At 55.0% G+C, this 24403-nt stretch carries 23 protein-coding genes and 1 tRNA gene; 14 read left to right on the top strand and 10 right to left on the bottom strand.

All coding sequences use genetic code 11. From position 1 onward, the window contains the following. Positions 1 to 77 precede the first annotated feature (77 nt). From ACZ5D1_RS09935 to ACZ5D1_RS09925, 3 genes are all read left to right on the top strand, one after another. On the top strand, positions 78 to 728 hold the full coding sequence (locus tag ACZ5D1_RS09935; protein WP_464554780.1) for a hypothetical protein: 651 nt from the start codon (positions 78 to 80) through the stop codon (positions 726 to 728). Between the two features lie 144 nt (positions 729 to 872). Then, positions 873 to 1973 (top strand): glycosyltransferase family 4 protein, encoded by a 1101-nt coding sequence (locus ACZ5D1_RS09930; protein ID WP_027181356.1) that lies wholly within the window; start codon positions 873 to 875, stop codon positions 1971 to 1973. A 48-nt stretch (positions 1974 to 2021) separates the two neighbouring features. Then, positions 2022 to 3041, top strand: coding sequence for a threonine aldolase family protein (locus tag ACZ5D1_RS09925; protein ID WP_464554778.1), 1020 nt, complete (start codon positions 2022 to 2024; stop codon positions 3039 to 3041). Between the two features lie 62 nt (positions 3042 to 3103). On the opposite strand, the gene ACZ5D1_RS09920 is transcribed toward ACZ5D1_RS09925, so the two are convergent. Continuing rightward, positions 3104 to 4204, bottom strand: coding sequence for a polysaccharide deacetylase family protein (locus ACZ5D1_RS09920; protein WP_027181355.1), 1101 nt, complete (start codon positions 4202 to 4204; stop codon positions 3104 to 3106). A 118-nt stretch (positions 4205 to 4322) separates the two neighbouring features. On the opposite strand from ACZ5D1_RS09920, the gene ACZ5D1_RS09915 reads away from it, so the two are divergent. The 6 genes from ACZ5D1_RS09915 to ACZ5D1_RS09890 all read left to right on the top strand — a co-directional run bounded on the left by ACZ5D1_RS09915 (position 4323) and on the right by ACZ5D1_RS09890 (position 11238). Then, a complete protein-coding gene (locus tag ACZ5D1_RS09915) occupies positions 4323 to 5270 on the top strand; it encodes a DnaJ C-terminal domain-containing protein (RefSeq protein ID WP_464554777.1) in 948 nt (315 codons plus the stop codon). 34 nt (positions 5271 to 5304) lie between these two features. Beyond that, positions 5305 to 5616, top strand: coding sequence for a chaperone modulator CbpM (locus ACZ5D1_RS09910; protein ID WP_011367608.1), 312 nt, complete (start codon positions 5305 to 5307; stop codon positions 5614 to 5616). Between the two features lie 34 nt (positions 5617 to 5650). Continuing rightward, positions 5651 to 8242: an ATP-dependent chaperone ClpB gene (clpB, locus tag ACZ5D1_RS09905; RefSeq protein ID WP_011367609.1), complete on the top strand. Its 2592-nt coding sequence runs from the start codon at positions 5651 to 5653 to the stop codon at positions 8240 to 8242. 225 nt (positions 8243 to 8467) lie between these two features. Then, positions 8468 to 8962 carry a peptidylprolyl isomerase gene (locus ACZ5D1_RS09900; protein WP_011367610.1) on the top strand — a complete coding sequence of 165 codons (495 nt, stop codon included), beginning with the start codon at positions 8468 to 8470 and terminating at the stop codon, positions 8960 to 8962. A gap of 159 nt (positions 8963 to 9121) precedes the next feature. Continuing rightward, positions 9122 to 10546 carry an aspartate ammonia-lyase gene (locus tag ACZ5D1_RS09895; RefSeq protein WP_011367611.1) on the top strand — a complete coding sequence of 475 codons (1425 nt, stop codon included), beginning with the start codon at positions 9122 to 9124 and terminating at the stop codon, positions 10544 to 10546. After that, positions 10543 to 11238: a cyclase family protein gene (locus tag ACZ5D1_RS09890; protein WP_027181352.1), complete on the top strand. Its 696-nt coding sequence runs from the start codon at positions 10543 to 10545 to the stop codon at positions 11236 to 11238. Before ACZ5D1_RS09895 ends, ACZ5D1_RS09890 begins: the two co-directional genes overlap by 4 nt. Before the next feature lie 210 nt (positions 11239 to 11448). Here ACZ5D1_RS09890 and ACZ5D1_RS09885 read toward each other — a convergent pair whose 3' ends face one another. After that, a complete protein-coding gene (locus ACZ5D1_RS09885; RefSeq protein ID WP_027181351.1) occupies positions 11449 to 13776 on the bottom strand; it encodes a methyl-accepting chemotaxis protein in 2328 nt (775 codons plus the stop codon). Positions 13777 to 14112: 336 nt separating this feature from the next. Here ACZ5D1_RS09885 and ACZ5D1_RS09880 point away from each other — a divergent pair, with 336 nt between their 5' ends. Next, positions 14113 to 14865, top strand: a complete 753-nt coding sequence (locus ACZ5D1_RS09880) for a tetratricopeptide repeat protein (RefSeq protein WP_273195233.1) — start codon at positions 14113 to 14115, stop codon at positions 14863 to 14865. Positions 14866 to 14925: 60 nt separating this feature from the next. Here the strand turns inward: ACZ5D1_RS09880 and ACZ5D1_RS09875 are convergent. From ACZ5D1_RS09875 to ACZ5D1_RS09855, 5 genes are all read right to left on the bottom strand, one after another. After that, positions 14926 to 15002: transfer RNA gene (locus tag ACZ5D1_RS09875), tRNA-Pro, on the bottom strand. Positions 15003 to 15058: 56 nt separating this feature from the next. Next, positions 15059 to 15406, bottom strand: coding sequence for an Hpt domain-containing protein (locus ACZ5D1_RS09870; protein WP_464554775.1), 348 nt, complete (start codon positions 15404 to 15406; stop codon positions 15059 to 15061). Between the two features lie 21 nt (positions 15407 to 15427). Continuing rightward, positions 15428 to 15931 carry a cob(I)yrinic acid a,c-diamide adenosyltransferase gene (locus tag ACZ5D1_RS09865; RefSeq protein ID WP_011367616.1) on the bottom strand — a complete coding sequence of 168 codons (504 nt, stop codon included), beginning with the start codon at positions 15929 to 15931 and terminating at the stop codon, positions 15428 to 15430. Continuing rightward, entirely contained in the window at positions 15931 to 16950 is a 1020-nt protein-coding gene (amrS, locus tag ACZ5D1_RS09860) for an AmmeMemoRadiSam system radical SAM enzyme (RefSeq protein ID WP_464554773.1), read from the bottom strand. The genes ACZ5D1_RS09865 and amrS overlap by 1 nt, the downstream gene beginning before the upstream one ends. Before the next feature lie 15 nt (positions 16951 to 16965). Then, the gene (locus ACZ5D1_RS09855) at positions 16966 to 17253 is read right to left on the bottom strand and encodes a hypothetical protein (RefSeq protein ID WP_464554771.1); all 288 of its coding nucleotides are present in this window, start codon (positions 17251 to 17253) and stop codon (positions 16966 to 16968) included. Between the two features lie 80 nt (positions 17254 to 17333). Here ACZ5D1_RS09855 and purM point away from each other — a divergent pair, with 80 nt between their 5' ends. After that, positions 17334 to 18389 carry a phosphoribosylformylglycinamidine cyclo-ligase gene (purM, locus tag ACZ5D1_RS09850; RefSeq protein WP_011367619.1) on the top strand — a complete coding sequence of 352 codons (1056 nt, stop codon included), beginning with the start codon at positions 17334 to 17336 and terminating at the stop codon, positions 18387 to 18389. Positions 18390 to 18493: 104 nt separating this feature from the next. Here purM and ACZ5D1_RS09845 read toward each other — a convergent pair whose 3' ends face one another. Continuing rightward, positions 18494 to 19774 (bottom strand): radical SAM family protein, encoded by a 1281-nt coding sequence (locus ACZ5D1_RS09845; protein WP_273195243.1) that lies wholly within the window; start codon positions 19772 to 19774, stop codon positions 18494 to 18496. Positions 19775 to 19925: 151 nt separating this feature from the next. On the opposite strand from ACZ5D1_RS09845, the gene ACZ5D1_RS09840 reads away from it, so the two are divergent. Both ACZ5D1_RS09840 and ACZ5D1_RS09835 read left to right on the top strand, forming a co-directional pair. After that, positions 19926 to 20255, top strand: a complete 330-nt coding sequence (locus tag ACZ5D1_RS09840) for a hypothetical protein (protein WP_011367621.1) — start codon at positions 19926 to 19928, stop codon at positions 20253 to 20255. Between the two features lie 13 nt (positions 20256 to 20268). Beyond that, the gene (locus ACZ5D1_RS09835) at positions 20269 to 20739 is read left to right on the top strand and encodes a hypothetical protein (protein WP_464554768.1); all 471 of its coding nucleotides are present in this window, start codon (positions 20269 to 20271) and stop codon (positions 20737 to 20739) included. A 28-nt stretch (positions 20740 to 20767) separates the two neighbouring features. Here ACZ5D1_RS09835 and ACZ5D1_RS09830 read toward each other — a convergent pair whose 3' ends face one another. Then, a complete protein-coding gene (locus tag ACZ5D1_RS09830; protein ID WP_273195247.1) occupies positions 20768 to 21769 on the bottom strand; it encodes a glycosyltransferase in 1002 nt (333 codons plus the stop codon). A 160-nt stretch (positions 21770 to 21929) separates the two neighbouring features. Here ACZ5D1_RS09830 and thiC point away from each other — a divergent pair, with 160 nt between their 5' ends. Next, positions 21930 to 23219, top strand: a complete 1290-nt coding sequence (gene thiC, locus ACZ5D1_RS09825) for a phosphomethylpyrimidine synthase ThiC (protein WP_011367624.1) — start codon at positions 21930 to 21932, stop codon at positions 23217 to 23219. Between the two features lie 62 nt (positions 23220 to 23281). Here the strand turns inward: thiC and ACZ5D1_RS09820 are convergent, their stop codons facing one another. Next, positions 23282 to 24250, bottom strand: coding sequence for a D-2-hydroxyacid dehydrogenase (locus ACZ5D1_RS09820; RefSeq protein WP_464554765.1), 969 nt, complete (start codon positions 24248 to 24250; stop codon positions 23282 to 23284). Positions 24251 to 24403: the final 153 nt, after the last annotated feature.

Raw genomic sequence — 24403 nt, 5'->3', positions numbered from 1 at the left:
TTTATGCTCACATAAAGGCGAGGCGGCAGAACATGCAGCCGCCCCGCGTATGAATCCGGAAATTCAGGAGCCTTAAAATGTACACTTCCCCCCTTTCTTCCGCATATGGCATGAACTTTACCGCCCCGAAACAAAACGATAAAACCGGCGACGCCGCTGCTGAGACATCCGCGCAGCAGAACACGGAAAGCGCACGCCCCCGGCGCATCAGCGCCTATACCGGCGGTGCTTCTTCACTGTCCGAGATTAAATCGATGATCAACGCGGCATTGAAAGGGGTGGAGCCCGACGGCAACGGCAGAGTTACTTTTGCCCAGCTGGAAAAGCACAGAGAAGCGATGGAAAAGGAATTTGCCGAAAAGGTGAAGGCCGACCTGCGCGAACTGGGCGTTGCAGAGGACATTGACTTCCGGCTGGTGGCGGACCCTTCTTCCGGCAAGGTGGAAGTGGTGAGTAATCATGAAGATAAGGGCAAGGTGGAGCAGTATCTGAAGGACAATCCTGAGGTGGTTGAACAATTCAAGCAGATACAGACCATTGCCAACCTTGACCGTGCCCGGCAGTTCAACGGCATTTCGCGTGCGGATATGAAACGTCAGATTCAGATGGAAGCGCTGGGCAGTTTTTTCATGTCGGCTTCTTCCAACGGTATGGGCACAGGGGCCATGGTGATGGATTATTTTCAGGGCAGCGCATCGCTGATGAACGGGCTTAACATGCGGGTATGACCTTTGTATTTGGTTGCCATACGCGGGCAAACAGGCTAATGCGCGGTCTTTCTTCCGGAAGAAAGACCGCTTTTTTGTGTTGTGCACGCCCGGTTGCGGGCGGCTTTTTTTTCCGGTTACTGTCGCCATAGCCGGAGGCTGTTGATGAGAACAATACAAGTTGTGAATGTACGATGGTTTAATGCCACGGCATGGTATGGCGCGTTTCTCAGCCGTCTGTTGCGTGAAGCCGGTCACGAAACTCTGTTCATAGGTCTTGACGGCACGCAGTCTTTTGTCAGGGCACAGGAATGGGGACTTGAGCCGGTGGCACTGGACCTGAACACGGCCAGCCCGTTGCGGCTTGCTGCATTGTGGGGGCGTATGCGTGCACTGGTGCGCGATTTCCGGCCCGATGTGGTCAATTGTCACCGCGGAGAGGCTTTTGTTTTGTGGGGAATGCTGCGTAAAGCAGGTGGCCGGTTCAAGCTTGTGCGCACACGCGGCGACCAGCGGCTGCCCAGAAACAATATACCCAACCGCTGGCTGCACTGTCATGCGGCGGATGCTGTTGTGGCGACAAACTCCGTCATGGCGCGCCATTTCCGCGATGTGCTTCAGGTGCCGGAACAGAAAATTCATACTATTTACGGCGGGGTTGATACCGCCGTGTTCAGCTATGACGAATCCGGACGCCAGCGGGTGCGGGCCGGCTACGGGTATGGTGCTGGTGATTTTGTTCTGGGCCTGCTGGGGCGGTTTGACAGAGTAAAGGGGCAGAAAGAACTTATTTTCGCTGTTGCCGATCTGTACCACAGGCGGGGGCTGCGTCATGTCCGCCTGATGCTTGCCGGCTTTGAAACAGCTACCAGCCGTGCAGAAGTTGAGGCGTGGATAGACGAAGCCGGAGTGCGTGACATTACCGTGATAACCGGCAAACGGGAGGATGTGGCAGCCTGCATCAGCGCCATGGATGCCGGTGTTGTTGCTTCGCTGTGGTCGGAAACCATTGCCCGTGCCGCACTGGAGATAATGGCGTGCGGCAGACCGCTGGTTTCCACCGGTGTGGGGGTTATGCCCGACCTGCTGCCGCATGAGGCGTTGTGTGCGGAAGGCGATGTGACGGCACTGGCAGACCTGCTGGAAAAAACAGTGCGCGACGAGCCGTGGCGTCACTGGTTGCAGGCAGCCTGTGTGCAAAGGATGAAGACGCTGCGGGAACGGGATTTTCTTGATACGACACTCGCCATGTACGAACAGGCATAGTCTGTCGTCTGTGCAGGGTATAACATCTCCGACGACAAGGAATACATAGTGAAGAGCTTTGCCAGTGACAATACGGCGGGGGCGCATCCCAGAATTCTGAATGCATTGGCCCGGGCCAATGAAGGACATGCTGCCCCGTATGGTAACGACCCTTTCACCGCTCAGGCGCAGGAGTGCTTCCGCCGCATTTTCGGTGAGGAAACGCATGTGTTTCCCGTTTTTGCGGGAACGGCAGCCAATGTGCTGGCATTGCGAGGAGCTCTCAAACCGTGGCAGGCGGTGGTATGCTCTGATGTGGCCCACATCAATGTGGATGAAACCGGTGCCCCGGAAGCCATGGGCGGTATGAAACTTGTGGCGCTGCCTTCAAAAAACGGCAAGCTGACTGCCGCCTGTCTGGAGCCTGCCTTTGAGCAGATAGGAGTTGTGCACCACGCTCAGCCGGGTGTTGTGTCCATCACGCAGGTAACGGAATACGGAACCGTGTACACGCCGGACGAAGTTCGTGCCATTGCCGATGCAGTCCACGGGCGGGGGTTGCTGCTGCATATGGACGGCGCCCGCATTGCCAACGCCGCCGCGGCACTGGGGCTTACGCTGCGGGAACTGACACGGGATGCGGGAGTGGATGTGCTGACTTTCGGCGGAACTAAAAACGGTCTCTTTTTTGGCGATGCCGTGGTTGTTTTTGATGAGCGCCGTGCAGAAGGTTATGCCTACCTGCGCAAACAGACGGGCCAGCTTTGTTCAAAGATGCGTTTTATCAGTGCGCAGTTCGTTGAGCTTTTGAAGGACGGTCTGTGGCTTGAAAATGCGCGCCACGCCAATGCCATGGCTTCCGTTCTGGCACAGGGACTGTCCGGCATCGATGCCGTATCCATAACGCGTCCGGTACAGGCCAACGCTGTCTTTGCCTGTCTGCCTGCACGCGGTGTTGCCGCGCTGCAGCGCGAGTATCTTTTCAATGTGTGGGATGCCGCAACGGGCGAAGTGCGCCTGATGACGTCGTTTGCCACCACGGAAGACGAAGTGGCCGAATTTGTACAGGCTGTCCGCGCAGCTTGCTGACGCCCTTTCGTCCGGATGGAAAGTCAAGGCGCGGCAGACTGTCAGGCTGCCGCGCCTTGTTGTTATCTGCGCAGAAACGAATAAATCCGCGCTGCCGCGGGATTTGCATACAGCCTGACCCGCGAGAGCAGCCAGCGGGCGGGCCTGTTTTTTACCTTGAAGCGGTGCACTGCACCGGCAGAGTGCGGCGGGTTGGCGCCGGGAGCAGTGGTAAAGAAAACACTGAAACCCTGCTGCTCCGCCATAAGTTTAGCCGCTGTTCCCGCCACGCCCCATGGCCAGCAGAAAGACCGTCTTGCATGGCCCAGTTCTTTTTCAAGCAAAGCCTTGCAGGCGGCGATGTCTTTTGTAAAACGGGCGTCGCGTTCCTCATCTGTTTCATAGCGGCCGGCCTCTGTTGCGGACAGCGCATCCAGCCTGCGTTGCAGTCTGTCCCTGTTTTCCGGTTGCTGTGCAAAGTTATAGGCTTCAATCTTGTTCTGGGGCACAGTGCTGCGCACTATGTCCATCAGCCGTGCAGAAGGCAGAAATGCATTACCGGAAAACGCAGGAGCCTTGGGATATGCCGGCATGCCCCACAGGTTTTCACCTTCAACCTCATAAAAAGTGCGCCCTCTGCCGCGGGGAAAGATAAAACCTGAGTATTCGTGCCCGCAGAAAATGTTGGCATGAGAATGCGAGTGCGCTGCAATGGTGATAACGCCGGAAGCTTCCATGGCCCGCGCCTCGCTCCAGCTGAAAAATGTGTCCTGACGTTCCGCCACGCCTTCTGCAATTTCAATGAAAGGTTTATCTACCTGAGGCAGAGCGTCAGGTCTGGCCCTTCCTTCGCGGATATCGTCGATGGTCGGTCTCAGGGTGGCGTGGTTTTCAATTTTAGAGGTAACCGCGAAAATGACGGCCTTGTGCCCGTATTTTTTAAGAACGGGCCAGGCATATATGTAGTTGTCCAGATAGCCGTCATCAAAGGTTATCAGAACGGATCTGCGGGGCAGGGGCGTGCCGTTGAGCAGAAACTGTTCTGCTTCGTGCAGGCTTATGCCGTGCCAGCCGCGGGCCGCAAGGGTTCTGCAATGATCTTCGAATGTACGCGGATCAACGGATATGGAGCCTTCGCACTTGCTGACATAATGGTACATGAGTACCGGCAGACTCTTTGTCATGAGTAATTTCGCTTGACTGCTGATTAATACGGATTACTTGAAATAACGAGGCCGTCGACGGTTGCAGACCGCAGGATGGCCGCATCATCAGGATGCTGTCAAAGGAGAGCTATACGAGATGGGAGTTGAATACAAGGACTACTACAAGCTGCTGGGCGTGTCGCGCAGTGCCTCGAAAGAGGAGATAGCCAAAGCCTACAAAAAGATGGCCCGCAAATATCATCCGGATCTTAATCCGAATGACCCTGATGCGGAGGCCAGATTCAAGGAGGTGAACGAGGCGCACGAGGTGCTGAAAGACGAGGAAAAGCGTCGTCTTTATGACCAGCTCGGACCGGACTGGCAGCACGGCCAGAGCTTTCAGGGCGCGCAGGGCCACAGGTACGCCAATTTCGGCGGAGGGGCCGGTTTTGATTCCTCGGGATTCAGCGACTTTTTCGATATGATTTTCGGCAATGCCGGTGCAGGAGGCTACAGGCACTCTTCAGGCTTCGGGCCTGATCCGTTCGGTAATTTTTCAGCCAGGCAGCGCAAGGGGCGCGATGTGGAGGCGCAGCTTACCCTGACCCTTGAAGAAGCACTGAAAGGCGGGAAAAAATCGCTTACCCTGCAGGGACAGGGAGGCGGTGATTCCAGACGGCTGGAGGTGTCAATTCCTGCCGGTGTACGTGAAGGTGCAAAAATCCGGCTTTCCGGCCAGGGGGACCCCGGCATGGGCGGCGGCCCCGCAGGAGACCTGTACCTGCGTGTCAGGCTGGCTGAACATCCTGTTTTTCATGTTGATGGCAGTGATGTGCTTGTGGATGTATATGTGGCTCCGTGGGAGGCTGTGCTGGGTGCCGCAGTGCGTGTACCCACGCTGGATGGCGAAGTGCAGCTGAAAATTGCTCCCGGTACGGGCAGCGGCAAAAAACTGCGGCTGCGCGGCAAGGGGCTGGGACCCGCAGCATCCCGCGGGGACCAGTATGTGAGGATTCAGATACGTGTACCGGAGAACCCATCTCCGGAAGAACGCGAACTGTGGGAAAAGCTGGCGGCTGTTTCAGCTTTCAACCCAAGACCCTGATCAACGAAAAGCGGAACGCACGAGGAGACGCGCCATGACTGTTAACAGGCATTCCGGAGACTTACCTATCCGATCGGAATATATCGCATGGGCCGAGTTTATTGAACTTACCGGCGTGCCCCCCGTAAGGCTGGGGGAACTGGTTGAATACGGCTGGCTTGTTCCCGTGCGTACCGCAGGGGCTGAATATCTTTTCCGCAGGCTGGATGTGTACCGTCTGAGGAAATTGCAAAGAATTTGTGACGATTTTGAACTGCCCAGCGTGGGCGGGGTGATAATCGTCGATTTGCTGGAACGTATCGATCAGCTGGAGCGTAAAGTTAGTTCATTGGAAAAACTGCTTTAGTTCTGCATTTTCTGACGATACGGAGGAGAAAAAAATGGATATAAGCAAGTTTACTGAAAAATCGCAGCAGGCTCTGGGCGAAGCACAGAATGTGGCCGTGCGGGCAGGCCATCAGGAGGTTGATGTCGAGCATCTTGCGCTCGCGCTGGTGGTGCAGGAGCATGGGATTGTTCCCCGTCTGCTGGACAAGGCGGGAGTGCGCCCCCAAGCTTTTGCCGCGGCTGTCGAGGCGGAACTGGGCAGAAAGCCTGCTGTAAGCGGTCCGGGTTCGGCGCAGGGGCAGATTTTTGTCACACAGCGGCTTAACAGGCTGCTTGTAAAAGCGCAGGATTCCGCCCGTCGTCTGCAGGACGAGTACGTCAGTGTGGAACATATTTTCTGCGCCATGGCTGAAGAACCAGCCTCAAGCCCGGTGGGCAGAGTGTTTGCTCAGTTCGGGCTGACACAGGAAAAGCTGCTGGGCGTACTGACTCAGGTCCGCGGTGCACAGCGCGTAACGTCATCCAACCCTGAAGATACCTATGAAGCCCTCAGCCGTTACGGTCGAGATCTTGTGGAGGAGGCGCGCAAGGGCAAGCTTGATCCGGTGATTGGCCGTGATGCCGAGATAAGGCGCACGGTACGCATTCTTTCGCGGCGCACAAAAAACAACCCTGTGCTCATCGGCGAGGCCGGAGTGGGTAAAACCGCCATTGTTGAGGGGCTGGCACACCGCATACTCAACGGTGACGTACCCGAAAGTCTGCGCGACAAGAGCCTTTTTGCACTGGATATGGGGGCGCTTATTGCAGGCGCCAAATATCGCGGAGAGTTTGAGGAACGCCTGAAAGCGGTGCTGAAAGAGGTTGAGCAGGCCGAGGGCCGCATAATCATGTTCATAGACGAACTGCATACCATTGTGGGGGCCGGCAAGACGGACGGTGCCATGGATGCGGGCAACCTGCTCAAACCCATGCTTGCACGCGGCGAACTGCATTGCATCGGGGCCACAACGCTGGATGAATACCGCAAGTATATAGAAAAGGATCCGGCACTGGAACGCCGTTTCCAGCCTCTGGTGGTGGATGAGCCTACCGTGGAAGATACCATTTCGATTCTCCGCGGTCTCAAGGAGCGGTTCGAGGTGCACCACGGGGTACGCATCAGTGACTCCGCACTGGTGGAGGCTGTCACGCTTTCCAACAGGTATATTGCCGACAGGCAGCTTCCGGACAAAGCCATTGACCTTATCGACGAGGCCGCTGCGCTTATCAGGACCGAAATTGATTCGCTGCCCGCTGAACTGGACGAAGCCAACCGCAAGATCATGCAGCTGGAAATTGAACGTGAAGCTTTGCGGCGTGAGACGGATGCGGCGTCTCGTGAACGGCTGCAAAAGCTGGAGAATGAGCTGGCTGAACTGCGCGAGGTACAGGCGGGACTGAATACCCAGTGGGAACGCGAAAAGGGCTCTATAGACAGCGTGCGCGCGCTTAAAGAAGACATTGAGCGCACGCGGCGTCAGATAGAGGAGGCGGAACGCAATTACGATCTTAACCGTGCTGCGGAGCTGAAGTATTCAGTGCTGCACGATCTGGAAAAACGTCTTGCGGCAACCGAGGGCGGCGGCGAAAACGGCCCGCGGCTGCTGAAGGAGGAAGTAGGTCCGGATGATGTGGCAGAGATAGTAGCCCGCTGGACAGGAATTCCCGTGACGCGTCTGCTTGAATCGGAAAGGGAAAAGCTGCTCCGTCTGCCCGATGTGCTGCATCAGCGGGTTGTGGGACAGGATGTGGCGGTAGATGCCGTGGCAGAAGCGGTGCTGCGCTCGCGCGCCGGGCTGTCCGACCCTGCGAGACCCATCGGTTCTTTCATTTTCCTCGGACCCACCGGAGTGGGAAAAACCGAACTGTGCAAGACCCTTGCGCAGGCGCTTTTTGATACTGAAGATAATATTGTCCGGCTGGACATGAGTGAATACATGGAAAAACATACCGTGGCACGCCTTATCGGAGCGCCTCCCGGGTATGTGGGTTATGACGATGGCGGGCAGTTGACCGAAGCGGTGCGTCGCAAACCGTATAGTGTTGTGCTTTTTGATGAAATTGAAAAAGCGCATCCTGATGTGTTTAATGTGCTGCTGCAACTGCTGGACGACGGCAGACTGACGGACAGTCACGGCCGGACAGTGGATTTCAAAAACACTATCATCATCATGACCTCCAACATAGGTGCCCCGCTCATGCTGGACGGCATTTCGCCGCAGGGCGAATTTACCGAAGGAGTGGAAGACAGGGTGCTTGAAGAACTCCGGCGGCATTTCAGACCGGAATTTCTCAACAGGGTTGATGAGATAGTGCTCTTCAAACCTCTTATGCTTGAACAGATCATGCATATTGTCGATCTGCTCATGCAGCGCCTGCTGGGGCGCCTTGCCGAACGCAAAATCCGCGTGAGCCTGACAGACAAGGCGAAACGGTTCGTTGCCGAGTCCGCATACGATCCCGTATACGGAGCGCGTCCGCTGAAGAGGTACCTGCAGCAGCGCCTTGAAACTCCGCTGGCCCGCAGGATAATTGCCGGAGAACTGCGTGACGGACAGCAGGTGACCGTGGATACCGACGGTCATACGCTGTTTTTTGAATAACAGTATATGCGACAAAAAGGACGGCCGCCGTACAGGGCGGCCGTTCTGCGTTGCGTGCGGCTGTGTTGTCTGCTACATGCTGACCCATTCCATATAAAGTCCCGCTGTACGCGGGAAGATCAGGACAGGTGATTTATGAGCCTAAGACTGTTTTTTTGCTCTTTATTAACGTTAGGCCTGCTTGTAAGCGCGGCGGGTACTGCTTTTGCCCAAGGGGAGAAATCTATGGTTCGTTTTGAGACTAGCATGGGTGACTTTGTTGTGGAACTTGACGCGGAAAAGGCTCCCGCCACCTGCGAAAACTTTTTGCAGTATGTGCGTGACGGCTTTTACGATGGTACCATTTTTCACCGTGTCATGGACGGCTTCATGGTGCAGGGCGGCGGTTTCACGGAAAATATGAAGCAGAAGGAAACCCGCGAGCCTGTACAGAACGAAGCCGATAACGGCTTGAAAAATGAAGAATATACCGTTGCCATGGCCCGTACGCAGGATCCGCATTCCGCCACAGCGCAGTTTTTCATTAACGTGAAGGACAATGCGTTTCTGAATCATCGCGGAAAGTCCCTGTCCGGCTGGGGCTATGCAGTTTTCGGCAAGGTGGTTAAAGGCAAAAGCACCATTGACGCCATCAAGGGAGTACCTACGGGCAGCTACGGACCTTTTGAAAATGTTCCTCTGGTACCCGTTGTAATCAACAAAGCTGTGGTCATGGACTGATACCGCCCCGGCTTTGCTGCCTTGCGGCTTTGCGCCTGCCGGCTTGCTCCGGCAGGCTTTTTTTTTGCGGTTGTCAGATGTGTTTGTGTTGCAATAAGCTGCTGTGGCACGTGGAAACCGGTATTTTTATCCAACCCCACCCGGAAACAGCGAGGCAGCATGACCTACCGTACGGAACATGACAGTCTTGGCGAACGCAAGGTTCCCGCACAGGCTTACTACGGCATTCAGACACTGAGGGCTCTGGAGAATTTTGAAATCACAACTATTCCTGTTTCGCATTACAGCAGGTTCATACAGGCGCTGGCTGTGGTTAAAAAAGCTGCGGCCATGGCCAATATGGAGTTGGGAGAACTCGATTCCGCCGTCGGCGAAGCTATTATCCATGCCTGCAAAGACGTGCGGCAGGGCAAGCTGGATGACCAGTTTGTAGTGGATGTCATTCAGGGCGGGGCGGGAACGTCGGTAAACATGAACGCCAATGAAGTGATCTGCAACAGGGCTCTTGAGCTGAGCGGGCATGAAAAAGGGCGGTATGACATTATCCATCCGCTCAATCATGTGAATCTTTCGCAGTCCACCAATGATGTTTACCCCACGGCTTTGCGCATAGCGCTTGTGTGGTACAGCCGCGAACTGCTGCACGGGCTGCGCGAACTGCGCGACGCTTTGAGCCGCAAAGGTGCAGAATTCGGCAATGTCATTAAAATGGCCCGCACACAGCTGCAGGATGCCGTTCCCATCACGCTCGGAGCCGAGTTTGCGGCATATGCTGTTACGGTCAATGAAGACATTGACCGTCTGGAAGAGGTGATGCGCCTGCTTTGCGAAGTCAATCTGGGGGCTACGGCAGTGGGAACAGGCATCAATTCCGTTCCGGGCTACGGAGCCCGCGCCTGCGCCATTCTGGCTGATGTGACAGGCCTGCCCATATCTCAGTCGGCGAATCTGGTAGAAGCAACCAGCGATGCCGGCGCATATGTGACTCTTTCGGGACTGCTGAAACGCACCAGTGTGAAACTTTCAAAGATATGTAATGATCTCAGATTGATGTCTTCAGGGCCGTTTACCGGCCTGCACGAAATCAATCTGCCGCCGGTGCAGCCCGGATCATCCATAATGCCGGGCAAGGTCAACCCTGTCATTCCTGAAGTGGTCACCCAGATATGCTACCAGATTATCGGCAATGACATGACAGTGACCATGGCTGCGGAGGCAGGGCAGCTTGAGCTTAATGTTTTCGGACCCATTATCGCATTTAATCTGTTTCAGTCACTGGAAATTCTGACCAGAGGTGTGCACACCCTGAGAAAGCGGTGCATCGAGGGCATAACCGCTAATGATGAGCGTTGTCTTGAATTGCTCAAAGGTTCTCTGGGGGTGGTGACGGCTTTAGCTCCCGCCATAGGATATGAGGCGGCTGCAAAAGTGGTCAAACAGGCACAGGAAACGCGCAAGCCCGTGGGACAGGTGCTTGACGAGCAGGGGCTTATGACCGCCGAAGAGTATAACGAGCTGCTGGATCCGAGCAAGATGCTTGCTCCGAGAAAGTTGCCGAACCGTAAAGCGGCAGAGGATAAATGACCAGAACTGCTTTCTGCTGCTCGCATCCTGTTTCTTCCGCCATGCCGCACTGGCCGGAAGATCCGCCCACTGTGTTCACTCCGTGGTCGGACATGAACACGGACGGTTTTTTTCTGCGCAGTTTCTGTATGGGCGAGCACAGCGGCACCCATGTGAACGCGCCAGCGGCTTTCTTTCAGGGGGGGCACGGTATTGACAGTGTTGCCTCCGCCCCGCTGGTTTTTCCGCTGGCTGTTATTGATGTGCATCAGCAGGCTGCGCAGGATGTGTGTTATCTGTTACAGCCGGAGGATGTTCTGGACTGGGAACAACGGCACGGGCCGTTGCAGGCGGGGACTTTTGTGGCCGTGCACACAGGCTGGGATGCTTTCTGGCATAGTCCTGACAGGTTTCTGGGACGGTGTGCGGGCGGAGGAATGCGCTTTCCTGCCGTGTCCCGTGCGGCAGCCAGGCTGCTTGTACAGCAGCGCGGTATAGCGGGTCTGGGCATTGATACACATGGCATAGATGCTCCCGACGACGCAAACTACACCTGCAACCGGATGATTCTTTCTGCCGGAGGTATTGTTGCGGAATGTCTGTGTTCTCTCGGGGCACTGCCTGCCATCGGCGCGACTGTCGTTCTGGGGGTTATTGCCTTACAGGGCGGGACTGGTGCTCCTGCCGCGGTCACAGTTCTTGTGGATGCCTGACAGGAGAGGGATTGGAAGTCTTCCGCGTTGCGGCGGGGTACTTTTCAGAGCACTGATCTGCGTCTTTGCCGTCAGAGTGCGGAGACATAAGCCGGAAAAAATAAAACAGCACGGAGCGTAGGGCTCCGTAATGGATTACTGCGCAGAATAACCAAAACACGCCCTCTCGGGGCGTGTTTTGGTTTGCGGGTTGAGCAGGGCAGGGGGGCGCTATGCCGCGTTATCGCTTTTCATCTGTGCAATAACGGTGTGCAGATCGTCTGCCAGACGGGCAAGGTCGGCCACAGCCTGTGAAGAGGACTGCATCGCCATGGCTGTTTCGTCGGCAATGCGGGTTATCTCTTCAGTGGAACGGTTAATCTGCTCACTGGTGGCCGATTGTTCTTCTGCGGCTGTGGCGATGCTGTTCACCTGATCAGCGCTTTCCTGCACCAGCTGCATGATTTCTTCGAGAGCTTTTCCGGAAAGCGTGACCATTTCCGCTCCGGCAGAAATGGCAGTTGCAGCGCTTTCCGTGTTGCGGATATTTTTCTGCGTGCTTTGCTGTATTCTTTTGATGCTCTGGCCCACTTCCTGCGTTGCACTCATGGTTTTTTCAGCAAGTTTGCGCACTTCGTCGGCCACCACAGCAAAGCCGCGCCCCGCGTCTCCTGCCCGTGCAGCTTCAATGGCTGCGTTAAGGGCCAGCAGATTTGTCTGGTCGGCAATATCTGCTATGACGTTCATTATGGCGCCGATTCCTTCTGCCTGTTGTCCCAATTCTGCCATATCCGCCTTCAGGGCCAGAGCCTGTTCATGGGCCAGTGTAATTTTTTCAATTGTCTGCTGTGCGACCCGGCCGCCTTCAAAGGCTTTCTGCTTTGTCTGCTCGGAAAGGCCAGCCGTGGCGGTGGCATTGCGTGCAACTTCCAGTACCGTCGCGTTCATCTGCTCCATGGCTGCGGCTGTTTCGCCCGTGCGTTCCCGCTGAATGTCAGTCCCGCGCGACGACTGCTCTATCTGGGAAGAAAGTTCCGCGGAAGCGGAAGCCAGCTGTTCCGCAATGTTGCCCGCGTTTTCCGCTGTTTCTGCAATACGTTTATTTTGTTCTGCAATACGTCTCTGCTGTTTTTTAAACTCCGTCATATCAAGATACAGGCACATCCCGCCGGTTATGGTTCCTTCCATGTCCTGCAGGTATGTGACATTGGCCAGCACTTCGGTCTGTCTGCCTTTGTGACCGGTTATGGTAACCTCAAGATTTGATATGACCTGTTTTTCGGCCATGCTGCGCCCGACAGCGGTCTTTCTTCCGGGATCGTTGTAAAACAGGTCGGCAAGAGTTCTGCCCAGACATTGTTCCGGAGCTTTGTCTATCTGGAGCATTTCCAGACACGGTGTGTTGATGAATGTCGCCTTTTCATCTTTGTCCACAATGAGCAAGGGCAGGGTTATACCTTCCAGAACACTGCGGCTGAAAGCAAGCTTGTCTTTCAGTTCCTGCACCATGTTCTGAAGGCCGGTGGACAGTGCGGCCATTTCGTATCTGTGGCTTCCTGTCATGACTGCAGACAGGTTGCCCGATGCAACCGAATTGGTGTAGTCCTGCAGGCAGCGTAACGGACGTATAACCATGCGCTGCATAAAGAAAAGAACAACGGCGATAAGCGTGACAGCTGCAACGGTGCCGGTCAGCATAAGCATATTTCTTTGTGTAGCGGCCGCTGCTGCAAGATCGTCTGCGTAGCTTGTTGAAAGTACCTTGAAGCCCGTTGCGGGAATTGTCGCGCTGATCAGCGCCTTCTTCTTTCCTTTCCATGAATAAAAAATAGCTGTTTCATCGTTTTGCAGAGCCTGCTGCATGAAATCAAAACCGGCAAGAGAAGTGAACTGCACGGTTTTATCCGGGTGGGTTATAACCACTCCGGCGTTGTCGGTAACCACGATGTATCCGGCCTTGCCGATGGTTACGTGAGAAATGAAATTTTCGCTGATGCGCGACCAGTCCAGGCAGGCAATAACTCCGCCGAGAACTTTTTCGGTAATGGGATCAATGATGGGAGCGGCAAGTTTGACAAGAGCGTCCCCTGTTTTTTCCGATCTGACGGCATAACCGGCAATATATTTTTTGCCCTGAGCTACCGCCTCGATCAGCTTTTCATCTTCTTCCCGCCCGTCGGTTACCGTTTCATTTTTTTCATTCACACCGCCGAGAATATTGCCTTGGGTGTCAGTGACCAGCAGCGAAGATATAAGGTCCAGACTTTCAACGGTATTTTGGTATTCTTTTATGGGGATGGAGCGGGCGTTGTTGTATCTAAGAGCATTGACAACATAGCGTCGTTCGCCGAATGCCTGTGTCGATGCGATGTTTGACGCCAGGATATGCTCGGTACTGCTGACGATCTGGTTGTTAAGTGTTTTTATATTTGCTTCCTGATTTTCTATAGTGCTTTCATATGAACTGGCCGTGGCAAAAAATATCAGCGCGCCTATGGTAAGAACGATCAGGACGGTGATAAGTGCCGAAAGCTGGGCGCTGATGCTTCTGAGATTCATCACTGCTCCTTATTTCGAAAGATGTATGACTGACGGAGGATAGTGTGTATATCCACTTTATGCCGCAAGCTGTCTATGGAAGTGAACTTGTTGTATTTTTACTGTATGCTGGACTTTTGTCAATAACTGTACAATATCCTGATTCTGTCGCTGCGCTTTATTGCCGGCATGTGCCACAGTGAATTATGTAGCTGGCTGCGTCCGGAGTTGCAGGCATGATGTGCCTATGCTTCGTTGCTCGTATGTGTCCTGATAAAAAGGGGTGTTGTCGGCGGGTATGGCGCGGTGTACTCTGCAACCGGTTAGCGGTTCCGTTGTTTTTTTAAAGGGGCAGACGTGTCTGATAGCGAATTGTATCCTGAAATTCTTGGCGTGTACTCTCTGCAGCAGGAAACAACTGTGGGAGTTGGAGGGACCCAGTCGTTCAAGCATCAGGTGACGTATTGGTATGTACGCAGGCTTTCAGAGGATGTTTACGAGGTGCAGCCTCTGAATGCTCATCATGTGCCATCGGGCATACGGCGGGAACATCCTGAACTGGATTTTTTGCGTATGTATGTTCCCGAGCCTGATTATTACAGAACGCATACTGTTCCGGCTCTGAATTCATTAAACAGAAAGCTGAAGGAGGGGGAGACTCTTCTGGATATCGGCCGGCTTGATGATGCAGAGCGTATGTTCATCAAGGCTCTTATGATTGACGATCTGAATGTTCCTGCCAATTACGGTCTTGGCGAAGTCTATTCTGAAAAAAAGGACTTCCGCAGGCTAAAGCGTGTCATCGACACGTTGCTGGGACTTGATCAGGTTTTTTGTAAAGAGCAGAAAAGCCGGTTTAACAGATTCGGCATCAGCCTGCGCAAAAACGGGCATTATGAAGAATCGCTGCGTTTTTATGAACGGGCTTTGCAGGTGGCGGAAGATGATCACCTGCACTTTAATGTTGCCCGGGTGCATTACGAAAAAGGGGCGGTGGACAAATGCATAAGCCACCTTCAGCGGGCGCTGGAGCTTAACCCTGACTTCTCCGAGGCTGAGAAGTTTCTGCGCTACTGCAGCGGTTCTGCCAGTGTGCAGCGTGCCGGATAACAGATGCAGAGCAAAGCATAAAAAAACGGGTTACAGCCATGCTGCAACCCGAAATTTTTATGGTCGGGGCGACACGATTTGAACGTGCGACCCCCTGCTCCCAAGGCAGGTGCGCTACCAAGCTGCGCTACGCCCCGTAATGATCGAAGAGGACTGATAGTCTAAACAGAGAGGACATGCAAGGGAAAAATGGTCAGGCCGGGGGTTCAAGTATGGCTTTGCGCACAGCAGAGAAAAGTTGTTCCAGAGCGTGTCTTGCAGATTCGGCTTCCCGCAGGTTGCCTTGCTGACAGGCAAGTTCCATTTCTCGGGCTTTATCACTCATTGCGGCGGCTCCGACCGTAGCGGAGCTGCCTTTTAATGTATGCGCGACATGTCCTGCTTCTTTAAAATTACCTGTGCTGACTGCAGCAGCAAGGGCCAAGAGTTTCTGAGGCGTATCTTCCAGATAGGCCGCATAAAGAATCTGCAGCAGGCTTGCATCGCCTCCCAGCCGCTGCAAGGTGGATTCGGTATCCAGAACCGGCAGCATTTCAGTCATGCAAAAAACTCCTTGCGGTTGTCAGAACTCAATGCCTCTGGTAGCCGGAACACCGCTTTTGTACGCGTGCTTTACTTCTGTCATTTCAGTTACTGTGTCGGCCTGTTTTTCCAGCCAGCCGGGCAGCCCCCGGCCGGAGAGCACCAGATGCGTACCGCATGCGCCCGCCTTGTCAATCAGGCCCTGCAGCTGTGCCTGTGAAACAAGTCCGCAGCCAAGAGCGTAAAGAGCTTCATCCAGAACCAGCAGGTCAAGATTTTCAAGTTTCGCTGAAGCCCATGATACCAGTTTTTCCGCAGCCGCTGCATGTATTTTTCTGTCTTCTTCGCGGGTGAAAAAGCCCAGACCTTCGGCATGAAAATTGTCGTTGAGCAGCTGCTTCAGCATGTTCTGTTCGCCGGCCTGACCATCGCGCTTCATGAACTGGCCGAAACCCACACGCATCTGCTGACCGAGCGCCCGTATGGCGATGCCTATGCTGGCGGTTGTTTTTCCTTTTCCATTTCCTGTATGAATAAGCAGCATCAGAATTGCTCCCGTGTCCATATGCCGGGCAAAGTGGTGTTACACCGTGCACAACGACCGGCGGTGTTGAAATGTGCCGTAAAGCCGACCCGGCTGATAAGCAGCTGGCCGCAGACGGGGCAGTAGGTATTTTCTGCTGCATGCCCGGGCATGTTGCCGGCATAGACAAAGCGCAGCCCCGCCTTGTAACCGCTTTCGAGAGCGCGTTCAATGGCAGCCGGTACTGTGGGGGCTGTGCCGGTCATACGGTAGGCCGGGTGAAAACGGGAAACATGCCACGGTACATCCTGTCCCAGTTCTGCGGCAATGAATGTTGCGATGGCCTGCAGTTCCTCCATGCTGTCGTTCATTCCGTCAATGACCAGTGTTGTTATTTCAACCCACCAGCCATATTTTTTTGTGGCACGTAATGTGCGGAGCACGGGCTTCAGGCGGGCCCCGCAGTGTGCGCGGTAAAAGTTGTCAGAAAAAGATTTCAGGTCAAAGTTGGCTGCATGTATCGTCGCGTCAAGTCGGGAAAGTGCTTCAGGGCTCTGATAGCCGTTTGAAACCAGGATGTTTTTTAGCCCCTGCTCAGCTGCAGCGGCCGAAGTTGATATGACCAGCTCTGAAAACACCGTGGGTTCGGTGTATGTATAAGAGATACTCTGCGCGCCGGAATGCAGGGCGAACTTGACCAGTGAGTCAGGAGAAACCGGTGTGCCGGCAGGCTTTTTTCCTGCCCTGACCGGTTGCGACAGGTGGTGATTCTGGCAGAATACGCACCCCATGTTGCACCCCTCCGTACCCAGCGACAGCGTCTGCGTACCCGGAAGAAAGTGGAACAGCGGTTTTTTTTCCACCGGATCAAGATTCAGGGCGGCTGCCTTGTCAGCCACCAGCGTATACAGCACGCCTCTGTCATTGAGGCGTACTCCGCAGGCGCCTTTGCCTCCTGCGGGAATAAGGCAGTAGTGACAGCACAATGTGCATTGCACCGCGTTGTTTTTTCCGGGTCTCCACAGAATGGCCTTGTGCATGGCGATAAAGTCTGCTTATGGCTTGTTCACCGGAAGAGTAATCTCCGGCGTGATAATAAGAACAGGTACTGTCGAGTTGGCCGCAGGCCGTGCAGGGCGCGGAGTCGTTTTGATGATCAGGTCTCCCTGATCGTTACGCCGGATTTGTGTCGCGTTGACAGATGTTCCCATGGTTGTGCTGTTTTCGGCCTGCCTGCCGGTAAATGCCGCATAAGAGTGCGAACCGGCAGCGATTGCCACATAAAGCGAAATAGCAGCGCATGCGATGGTAAGAGCACTGCATGAAAAAATGACTGTCCGCATAGGCTACCCCTTGCGCTTGAGACCCTAAAAGCCTATGAATGCCTTCCGAATTTTGACGCAACCTGTAAGGAGCAGATTACATGCCTGAGGATCGTGCAAAAGCGTACACCGAGGCGGGGGTTGATATCAATGCCGGCAACGCTCTTGTCTCGCGAATCAAGTCCATGGTCGCAAGCACCCACACCAAGGGTGTGATCTCCGACATCGGAGGCTTCGGCGGCCTTTTCAAACCTGATCTGGGAGGCATGGAAGACCCTGTACTCGTTTCGTCCACCGACGGCGTGGGTACTAAGCTTAAGCTTGCATTCATGTTTGACAAGCATGATACCGTGGGTATCGATCTTGTGGCAATGAGTGTCAACGATGTGCTGGTTCAGGGTGCAAAGCCCCTTTTCTTTCTGGATTATTTTGCAACCGGCAAGCTGGACGTGGAAGCTGCCGCACAGGTTGTCTCCGGCGTGGCAGAAGGCTGCCGCCAGGCACAGTGTGCCCTGCTGGGCGGAGAAACTGCCGAGATGCCCGACATGTATGCCCCGGGAGAATATGATCTGGCCGGATTCTGCGTAGGCATTGCCGACAATGCCCGCATCGTGGACGGTTCGGATATCCGCGTGGGTGATGTGATTATCGGTCTGGGAGCAAGTGGTGTCCATTCAAACGGATACACCCTTGTCCGGAAGCTCTTTGAAAAGAGCGGGCTGGGTGCCGATGATATTATGCCCGGCACCGACGCCTCCGTGCGTGACGTACTGATGACTCCCACCAGAATTTATGTGGAAACCATCCGTAACCTGATGCGGGATTTTCAGATAAAAGGGATGGTGCATGTGACAGGCGGCGGTTTTTACGACAACATTCCCCGTGTGCTGCCTGCTTCTGTAGATGCCCGCATAGCCTTTGGCGCGTGGGATATTCTGCCTGTTTTCCACTGGCTGCGTGATCTGGGTGAGCTTAGCTGGCCTGAGATGCTGCAGATATTCAACTGTGGTATCGGCTATGTGGTGATTGTGGGGCAGGAAGAAGCAGACGATGTGTTGGGCAGGCTTGCTGCGCTTGATCAGCCCGCATGGGCCATCGGCACTGTAGAAAGACGCCGCGAAGAAAGCGAAGAACAGGTATATGTGGATTTCGGCTGATCGGGCCGGATGCTTTATGATGATAAAAGCCGGAGCGTATGCTCCGGCTTTTTTTGCGTGTTGTCGTCAGGCGGCGCCACAAAGGGAAGTTTTGTCCTGCCCATCTAAGCCGGATTTTGTGGCAGATAGGGGTTGAAGTAGCCGAACTGGAGCCACGGATTGGATTTGCGCAGCCTGCGCCGGAAGTTGATGAACCCCGCGCTGGGGCCGAACTCAATGCCGGCCAGTAGCTCGAGATACATTTCGGGATCAATATTCAGGTTGCGCAGTTGCACGAAGTCAACCTTTTCCGTGCCGATCAGTTCGTCCAGAGCCTGCAGCTCAAGCTCGCAATCGGAAATTCCGGGGAAGTAGAGCAGGTTCAGCGAAACAAAGACTCCCCGTTTATGCGCTTCGGCAATGGAACTGCGCACATCGGCAAAGGTGTACCCGCGGGGGCGGTAATAGCGGTTATATACTTCTTCTCTGGCGCTGTTCAGACTGACCCGTATGGAGCTGATGCCGGCTTCGGCAAGTTTGATGACAGCCTGCGGCAGAGAGGCGTTGGTGTTGACGTTCACGGTGCCGGTTCCGCCCTTGCTGCGGAAAAGGTGTACGGCCTGAGCGATGATGTCCGCCTCGGTGAGCGGTTCGCCTTCGCAGCCCTGCCCGAATGAAAATACGGGTTTTTCGGTTTCAGCTTTGCCATGGTGCAGCATTACTTCTGCAATTTCTTCCGGCGTGGGGGTAAAGCTGAGCCTGTTCTGCGGGGTGCTGCAGATTCTGGAGCCGTCTTCCTGCTGGGAAATACATCCGACACAGCGGGCATTGCAGCTGCGCGATGTGGGCAGGGGAGCCTCGTACCTGCCCAGAGCAAGGTTACGCGCTGCCGGGCAGCAGTATGTCAGCGCGCAGTTACTCATCAGGTGCTGCATAAGTCTGTTTTCAGGATAGGCTTTCATAAGCGCATGCGCGTTCTGCTTGATGCGTTTTTTTGAAATACTGCTGAAAACCTGTCTCTCGTCCTGATCAACCCTTTTGGCACAGATGTAGAACCTGCCGTTGGCGTATCCTACTGCGCCGTAGGCAAACAGCGGCAGTGTAGGGGCGTCTGGCGAGGAGATATAGGCCGCATGTGCGGTCAGGGTGTGGGCTGGCGCGGCAAAGGCCGCCACAGCCAGCTCTTCCAGTGCCTCTATTTCACCTGTTTCTTCAGAAAGGCCCACTGCCTGACGGCCGGGCAGCAGAAACAGGTCGCTTTCTTCCGGCAGCGGCATAAGCTCGTCGGGGCGCGGCTGGGCAAACTCGTGCCCTCTGCGGCATACCATGAGCAGGTCAGGGTGATCGTATATATTTCCATCCTTGTCGGCGACAAGGAGTCTGGGCTGTATGCGTGATGATGCCATGGCATATCCTCCGGAGCGGCTATTGTGGCGGCAGCGCCTTTTGTGCTAAACGGGAATTCATACGGAATGCGAAAGCAGCGGGCAAGGGAAATTGTTCTGTACTGCGCACTGCCTTCTATACGCTTCCGCAATCAGGGAGTCATATTTTCTCATGTTCGAAGAACTGCTCACACCGTTCATGGTGTTCATGCTGCTGTGCTTCATAGGCCTTATGGTAATGTTTTTCTTTATGCTGCGCGGTATTGACGACCTGTCCCGCAGCCTGCGTTCCGAGCGTTCCGCCATGCTGGAGCAGCTGCGTGCCATCGAGGACAGGCTGGACGTGCTGACAACCGTCATGCGCAGACAGACCGGGGTAACACAGGCGGATACCCGTGCACCACGCAGAAACGGCACCAGTCTGGATGCGGCAAGACCCGCTGCCCAGCCCGAACGCGGGGAACATGACGATAACATAACCGAATTCATTCTGCACGATTAGCCCGGAGCGGCGGATGGATCCTTTATTTGTGCTGCTGGCTTCTCTTTCCGCAGTGGCAGTCATTTTTATGCTTTTCCGGCGGCGGACGCAGTCTTTTCAGCAGATCATCAACAAGCTGGAACGTCAGAACGCCCAGCTGAATCTGCAGCTTTCCCGCCTGTCAGACGAGGAAGGGCGTCTTAATGACTCGCTGGACGCGCTCGACAGCCAGATAAAAATGGCGGCGCTGCAGGCCACGGAGCATCTTGACGCTCCTGAAGAACAAAAAGCCGGAATGCGTTTTCTTGACTATCTGGTACACCGCGGGGGAATTACATCGGATCAGCTGAAAAAGGTAGAACGGTACAAAGTGCAGACCGGCAGCCCCATGAGTGCTGAAGAGCTGCTTATTGTTCTGGATATGCTGAGCCGGGAAAAGCTGCAGAGTATGAAAGAAGCGTTCGGCAGACTGTCGGACGGCAGCTCCGGAGTGGAAAAATACTGACAGAGCAGGCCGGACTTCCGGCTTGCGGTTACGTTCCGCGGGGGTAGCGGCAGGCTTCTTTCAGATATGTTTCCCGCAGATACGGGCCTGAAGACGTTTCGGCGTGCAGCAGGTACAGCAGGCGCAGGTAACGGTCATGAATTGCCGGAGCCTGCTGCAGCCTCCGGTCTATAGTTTTCTGCACATCCATCTTGTCAATTTTTTCCAGAAAATTCTGTGCTCTGTGGCGTGACCGGTGTCCCGCATCAACTGCGGCCAGACCGTTTTCTGCAAGTGTTCTGCGCAGCGGATCTGCAGCCAGCAGATCAAGTGCTGCCCGGGCGGCCGCATGTGCATCGTCGGGCGGATAGGTCCGCAGGTGCACTCCGTCGCGAAAAAGTTCCTGCTGTCCGTTTTCCACTGCCGGAGTAAGCAGGCAGCAGCCGCAACCCAGCGCCTCGAATACCCGAAAGTTCAGATCTCCGTGCTCGCAGTAGTTCAGTATTACTTTGCCCTGCGGGTACAGGTCCCGATAGCTGCCCGTGGTTACATGCAGCCTGCCGGGTATTTCTTCACGCAGTTTTTCCAGAAAAATTTTACGCCGCGGAGTTGTCTGGGCGTTCACGGTGCCCACAAACAAAAGATCCCACGCCGCGGTCATGGTGCGGGGCAGGTCTTGGTCTTTGGCAAATGCGGGCATCCACCACACAGAATCATCGGCCAGCCGCATGTTGCGGAACCATGGCAGGTGGTCTCGCAGGCTTACCATGCAGATATCAAATGCCTGTGCATAACGCGGGTACCAGCTGTGAATGTGCGAATCGATACATAAAAAAGCAGTCAGGCAGGGAAATGTCTCAATGCCTCTGACAAAGGGGGGCCTGCTTTTGTCTGCCACAACAACCATGTCGGGCACACAGCCCGCAAGCCGCACAATATCGTTCCAGCCGAAAGTTTCCGGCCCTTTGAAGTCATGCCGGATAACATTGCATCCCAGTGCGCCGAGTGATGGCGCAAAAAAAGGGCTTCCCAGCCAGAAGATGGTCAACATGCCCTTTGTTTAGCCATTACTGACGGCGCGCGCAATACCTGTGCGTACTGCCGCATGCTGTTTTTCTGTTGCCAACGCGGCGGTGCAAAGCTATGTTCCGGACGTTGTGTGTGTTCCCTGGCCCCTCCCGCAGTGCTTACCAAGCCTGGGAGATAATTTTATGTCCATTCTTGAAGCAAACACCGCTCTCCGGAGCCTTCTCGACCAGCACATTTCCATGCTCGCGGAAAAAGAACATATTTCCGCAGAGACAATCCGTGCCGGTATAGAAAACGGCACTATGGTGCTGCTCGGTAACCCTTCACACGGCAATGTACTGCCTACGCTGGTCGGCCAGCCTGCCGGTGTAAAGGTGAACGCCAACATCGGCACGTCTCCTCTGAAAAACAGTGTGGCCTGCGAAATGCGCAAGCTGCAGGTGGCCGAACAGGCCGGCGCGGATACCGTCATGGATCTTTCCATTGCGGGAGATCTGGACGCCATCAGACGCGAAATGCTTTCGCAGACCAGATTGCCTCTGGGCACGGTACCTATGTATTCCGTGGCTCAGCGGTATCTTGATGCAGATCGCGATCCTGCTGAAATGGATCCTGAAGAGCTTTTCGAAGAAATCGAAAAGCAGGCCGGGCAGGGTGTCGATTTTATTACAGTGCACTGCGGGCTTACCCGTCGCGGAGCCGAACTGGCTACCGACGGCAGCCGTCTGCTGGGTATAGTTTCGCGGGGCGGTTCCATTCTTGCGCGCTGGATGCTGCGTAACAACAAAGAAAACCCTCTGCTTACCGGATTTGACCGTCTGATCGACATCTGCCGCAGACATAACGTGACGTTTTCTCTGGGTGACGGTCTGCGCCCCGGCGCCGGTCATGATGCGGGGGACGCGGCCCAGTACGAGGAAGTCATGGTGCTGGGGCAGCTGGCCAAAAGAGCTCTTGCCGCCGGTGCGCAGTGCATGATTGAAGGTCCCGGCCATGTGCCGTTCAATCAGGTACGCAGCCAGATTCAGACTATCAAGCGGATGACTAACAATGCCCCGTTGTATGTGCTGGGGCCGCTGACCATTGATTCCTGCCCCGGCTACGACCATATTGCAGGTGCCATCGGCGGAGCCATTGCTGTGGAGGCTGGCGTTGACTTCCTCTGCTATCTTACTCCCGCCGAGCATCTGACTTTGCCCACCATGGATGATGTCCATGCGGGCGTTGTGGCTTCACGCATCGCCGCACAGGCTGGTGAAGTTGCTCTTGGCAGGGCTGCCGCGCTGGAACGCGAAGAGGGTATTTCCCGCGCGCGTAAGGACCTCGACTGGGATGCCATGAAAAAATACGCTCTGGATGCGCCTAAAATCGATGAGCGTCGTGGCGAACATAAAGACGAGGAAGAGTGCGCCATGTGCGGTAAGTTCTGCGCGGTGAAAATGCTGCGCGAAGACCCCATGGGCAAAATTTAGCCCTTTCAAACCGTAACGACACTAGAAGGCGGGGTGCTGCGGCACCCCGCCTTTCTTTCTGGTCACAGCATGTGCGCGTTGACCACATTTTGCGGTGTGCCGTGTTTGAACATCTCGATGTTGCGGGCTGTTATGCTCATCAGTGACTGCCGGGCAGTCTGTGTAGCCCATGCAATATGGGGGGTGATAAGGCAATTGGGGGCACGGAAAAGCGGATTGTCCGGAAGCGGAGGTTCCGTCTCCAGCACATCCAGACCGGCTCCGCCCAGTTTGCCCGACACCAGTGCCTGTGCCAGAGCCGTTTCGTCCACCAGCGGTCCCCGTGCCGTGTTCAGCAGCAGCGCGCCGTCTTTCATCGACGCTATGCGCTGCGCGTTTATCAGATGACGGTTGTCGGCGGTGAGCGGGCAGTGCAGGCTGATGACGTCCGCCTGTGCCGTCAGTTCTTCCAGCGGGGCAAATCTGAAATTTCTGAGTGCCGGAGCTTCCTTGGGGCGCGGAGCATAGGCTATGACATCCATGCCGAAAGCGTCGGCCAGTACCGCAACCCTACGTCCTGAATTGCCGAACCCGACAATCCCCATGGTTTTTCCGGTAAGCTGCTGCTGCGTTCCTTCCCAGAAGCACCAGTCAGGGGCCTGAGACCATGCTCCCTGCTTGACAAGCGTATCGTGGCGCGCTGTTTTTCTGCATAATTCAAGCAACAGTGCCATGGTATGCTGGGCGACGGCTTCCACCCCGTATCCCGGCGCATTTGATACCGGTATGCCTCTGGCTGCGGCTGCGGCTATGTCCACCACGTCATATCCGGTGGCAAGAACCGATATGAACCGGAGCTGCGGCAGCATCGCCAGCGTTTCGGCGGTCAGACGGACTTTGTTGGTCAAAAGTATCTGCGCCTGCCCGCCCCGTTTCACAATATCCTGTCCATGCGTTCTGTCATGAACAGTAACTTCTCCCAGTTTTTCGATTTCTGCCCAGCAAAGGTCTCCCGGATTCAGGGTGTATCCGTCAAGCACAGTGATGCGCATGGCTTTCTCCTTGTAGGTAGTGGTACTGAATGCCTTGGCGATGATACCGGAAAGCAGGATGGGACCTTATTCCGCCTGCGGTGTCAATTTGAAAGAGTTGGCATTTTGTTCTGGCATGTCTTATCTTTTTGCTTTGACGAATACAGGGTTTTC

The organism is Oleidesulfovibrio vietnamensis (assembly GCF_055388115.1).
This window is presented reverse-complemented; position numbering and strand designations above follow the sequence as displayed.

Excerpts from the sequence above, each read along its gene's own strand:
- ACZ5D1_RS09910 (WP_011367608.1), top strand. The coding sequence starts at position 5,305 with ATGACTGTTAACAGGCATTCCGGAGACTTACCTATCCGATCGGAATAT.
- amrS (WP_464554773.1), bottom strand. The coding sequence starts at position 16,950 with ATGCACAAGGCCATTCTGTGGAGACCCGGAAAAAACAACGCGGTGCAA.
- ACZ5D1_RS09845 (WP_273195243.1), bottom strand. The coding sequence starts at position 19,774 with ATGGCATCATCACGCATACAGCCCAGACTCCTTGTCGCCGACAAGGAT.
- ACZ5D1_RS09920 (WP_027181355.1), bottom strand. The coding sequence starts at position 4,204 with ATGACAAAGAGTCTGCCGGTACTCATGTACCATTATGTCAGCAAGTGC.
- ACZ5D1_RS09930 (WP_027181356.1), top strand. The coding sequence starts at position 873 with ATGAGAACAATACAAGTTGTGAATGTACGATGGTTTAATGCCACGGCA.
- ACZ5D1_RS09865 (WP_011367616.1), bottom strand. The coding sequence starts at position 15,931 with ATGCTGCTTATTCATACAGGAAATGGAAAAGGAAAAACAACCGCCAGC.
- ACZ5D1_RS09840 (WP_011367621.1), top strand. The coding sequence starts at position 19,926 with ATGTTCGAAGAACTGCTCACACCGTTCATGGTGTTCATGCTGCTGTGC.
- ACZ5D1_RS09885 (WP_027181351.1), bottom strand. The coding sequence starts at position 13,776 with ATGAATCTCAGAAGCATCAGCGCCCAGCTTTCGGCACTTATCACCGTC.
- purM (WP_011367619.1), top strand. The coding sequence starts at position 17,334 with ATGCCTGAGGATCGTGCAAAAGCGTACACCGAGGCGGGGGTTGATATC.
- ACZ5D1_RS09835 (WP_464554768.1), top strand. The coding sequence starts at position 20,269 with ATGGATCCTTTATTTGTGCTGCTGGCTTCTCTTTCCGCAGTGGCAGTC.
- thiC (WP_011367624.1), top strand. The coding sequence starts at position 21,930 with ATGTCCATTCTTGAAGCAAACACCGCTCTCCGGAGCCTTCTCGACCAG.
- clpB (WP_011367609.1), top strand. The coding sequence starts at position 5,651 with ATGGATATAAGCAAGTTTACTGAAAAATCGCAGCAGGCTCTGGGCGAA.
- ACZ5D1_RS09935 (WP_464554780.1), top strand. The coding sequence starts at position 78 with ATGTACACTTCCCCCCTTTCTTCCGCATATGGCATGAACTTTACCGCC.
- ACZ5D1_RS09915 (WP_464554777.1), top strand. The coding sequence starts at position 4,323 with ATGGGAGTTGAATACAAGGACTACTACAAGCTGCTGGGCGTGTCGCGC.
- ACZ5D1_RS09895 (WP_011367611.1), top strand. The coding sequence starts at position 9,122 with ATGACCTACCGTACGGAACATGACAGTCTTGGCGAACGCAAGGTTCCC.
- ACZ5D1_RS09900 (WP_011367610.1), top strand. The coding sequence starts at position 8,468 with ATGGTTCGTTTTGAGACTAGCATGGGTGACTTTGTTGTGGAACTTGAC.
- ACZ5D1_RS09870 (WP_464554775.1), bottom strand. The coding sequence starts at position 15,406 with ATGACTGAAATGCTGCCGGTTCTGGATACCGAATCCACCTTGCAGCGG.
- ACZ5D1_RS09830 (WP_273195247.1), bottom strand. The coding sequence starts at position 21,769 with ATGTTGACCATCTTCTGGCTGGGAAGCCCTTTTTTTGCGCCATCACTC.
- ACZ5D1_RS09855 (WP_464554771.1), bottom strand. The coding sequence starts at position 17,253 with ATGCGGACAGTCATTTTTTCATGCAGTGCTCTTACCATCGCATGCGCT.
- ACZ5D1_RS09890 (WP_027181352.1), top strand. The coding sequence starts at position 10,543 with ATGACCAGAACTGCTTTCTGCTGCTCGCATCCTGTTTCTTCCGCCATG.
- ACZ5D1_RS09820 (WP_464554765.1), bottom strand. The coding sequence starts at position 24,250 with ATGCGCATCACTGTGCTTGACGGATACACCCTGAATCCGGGAGACCTT.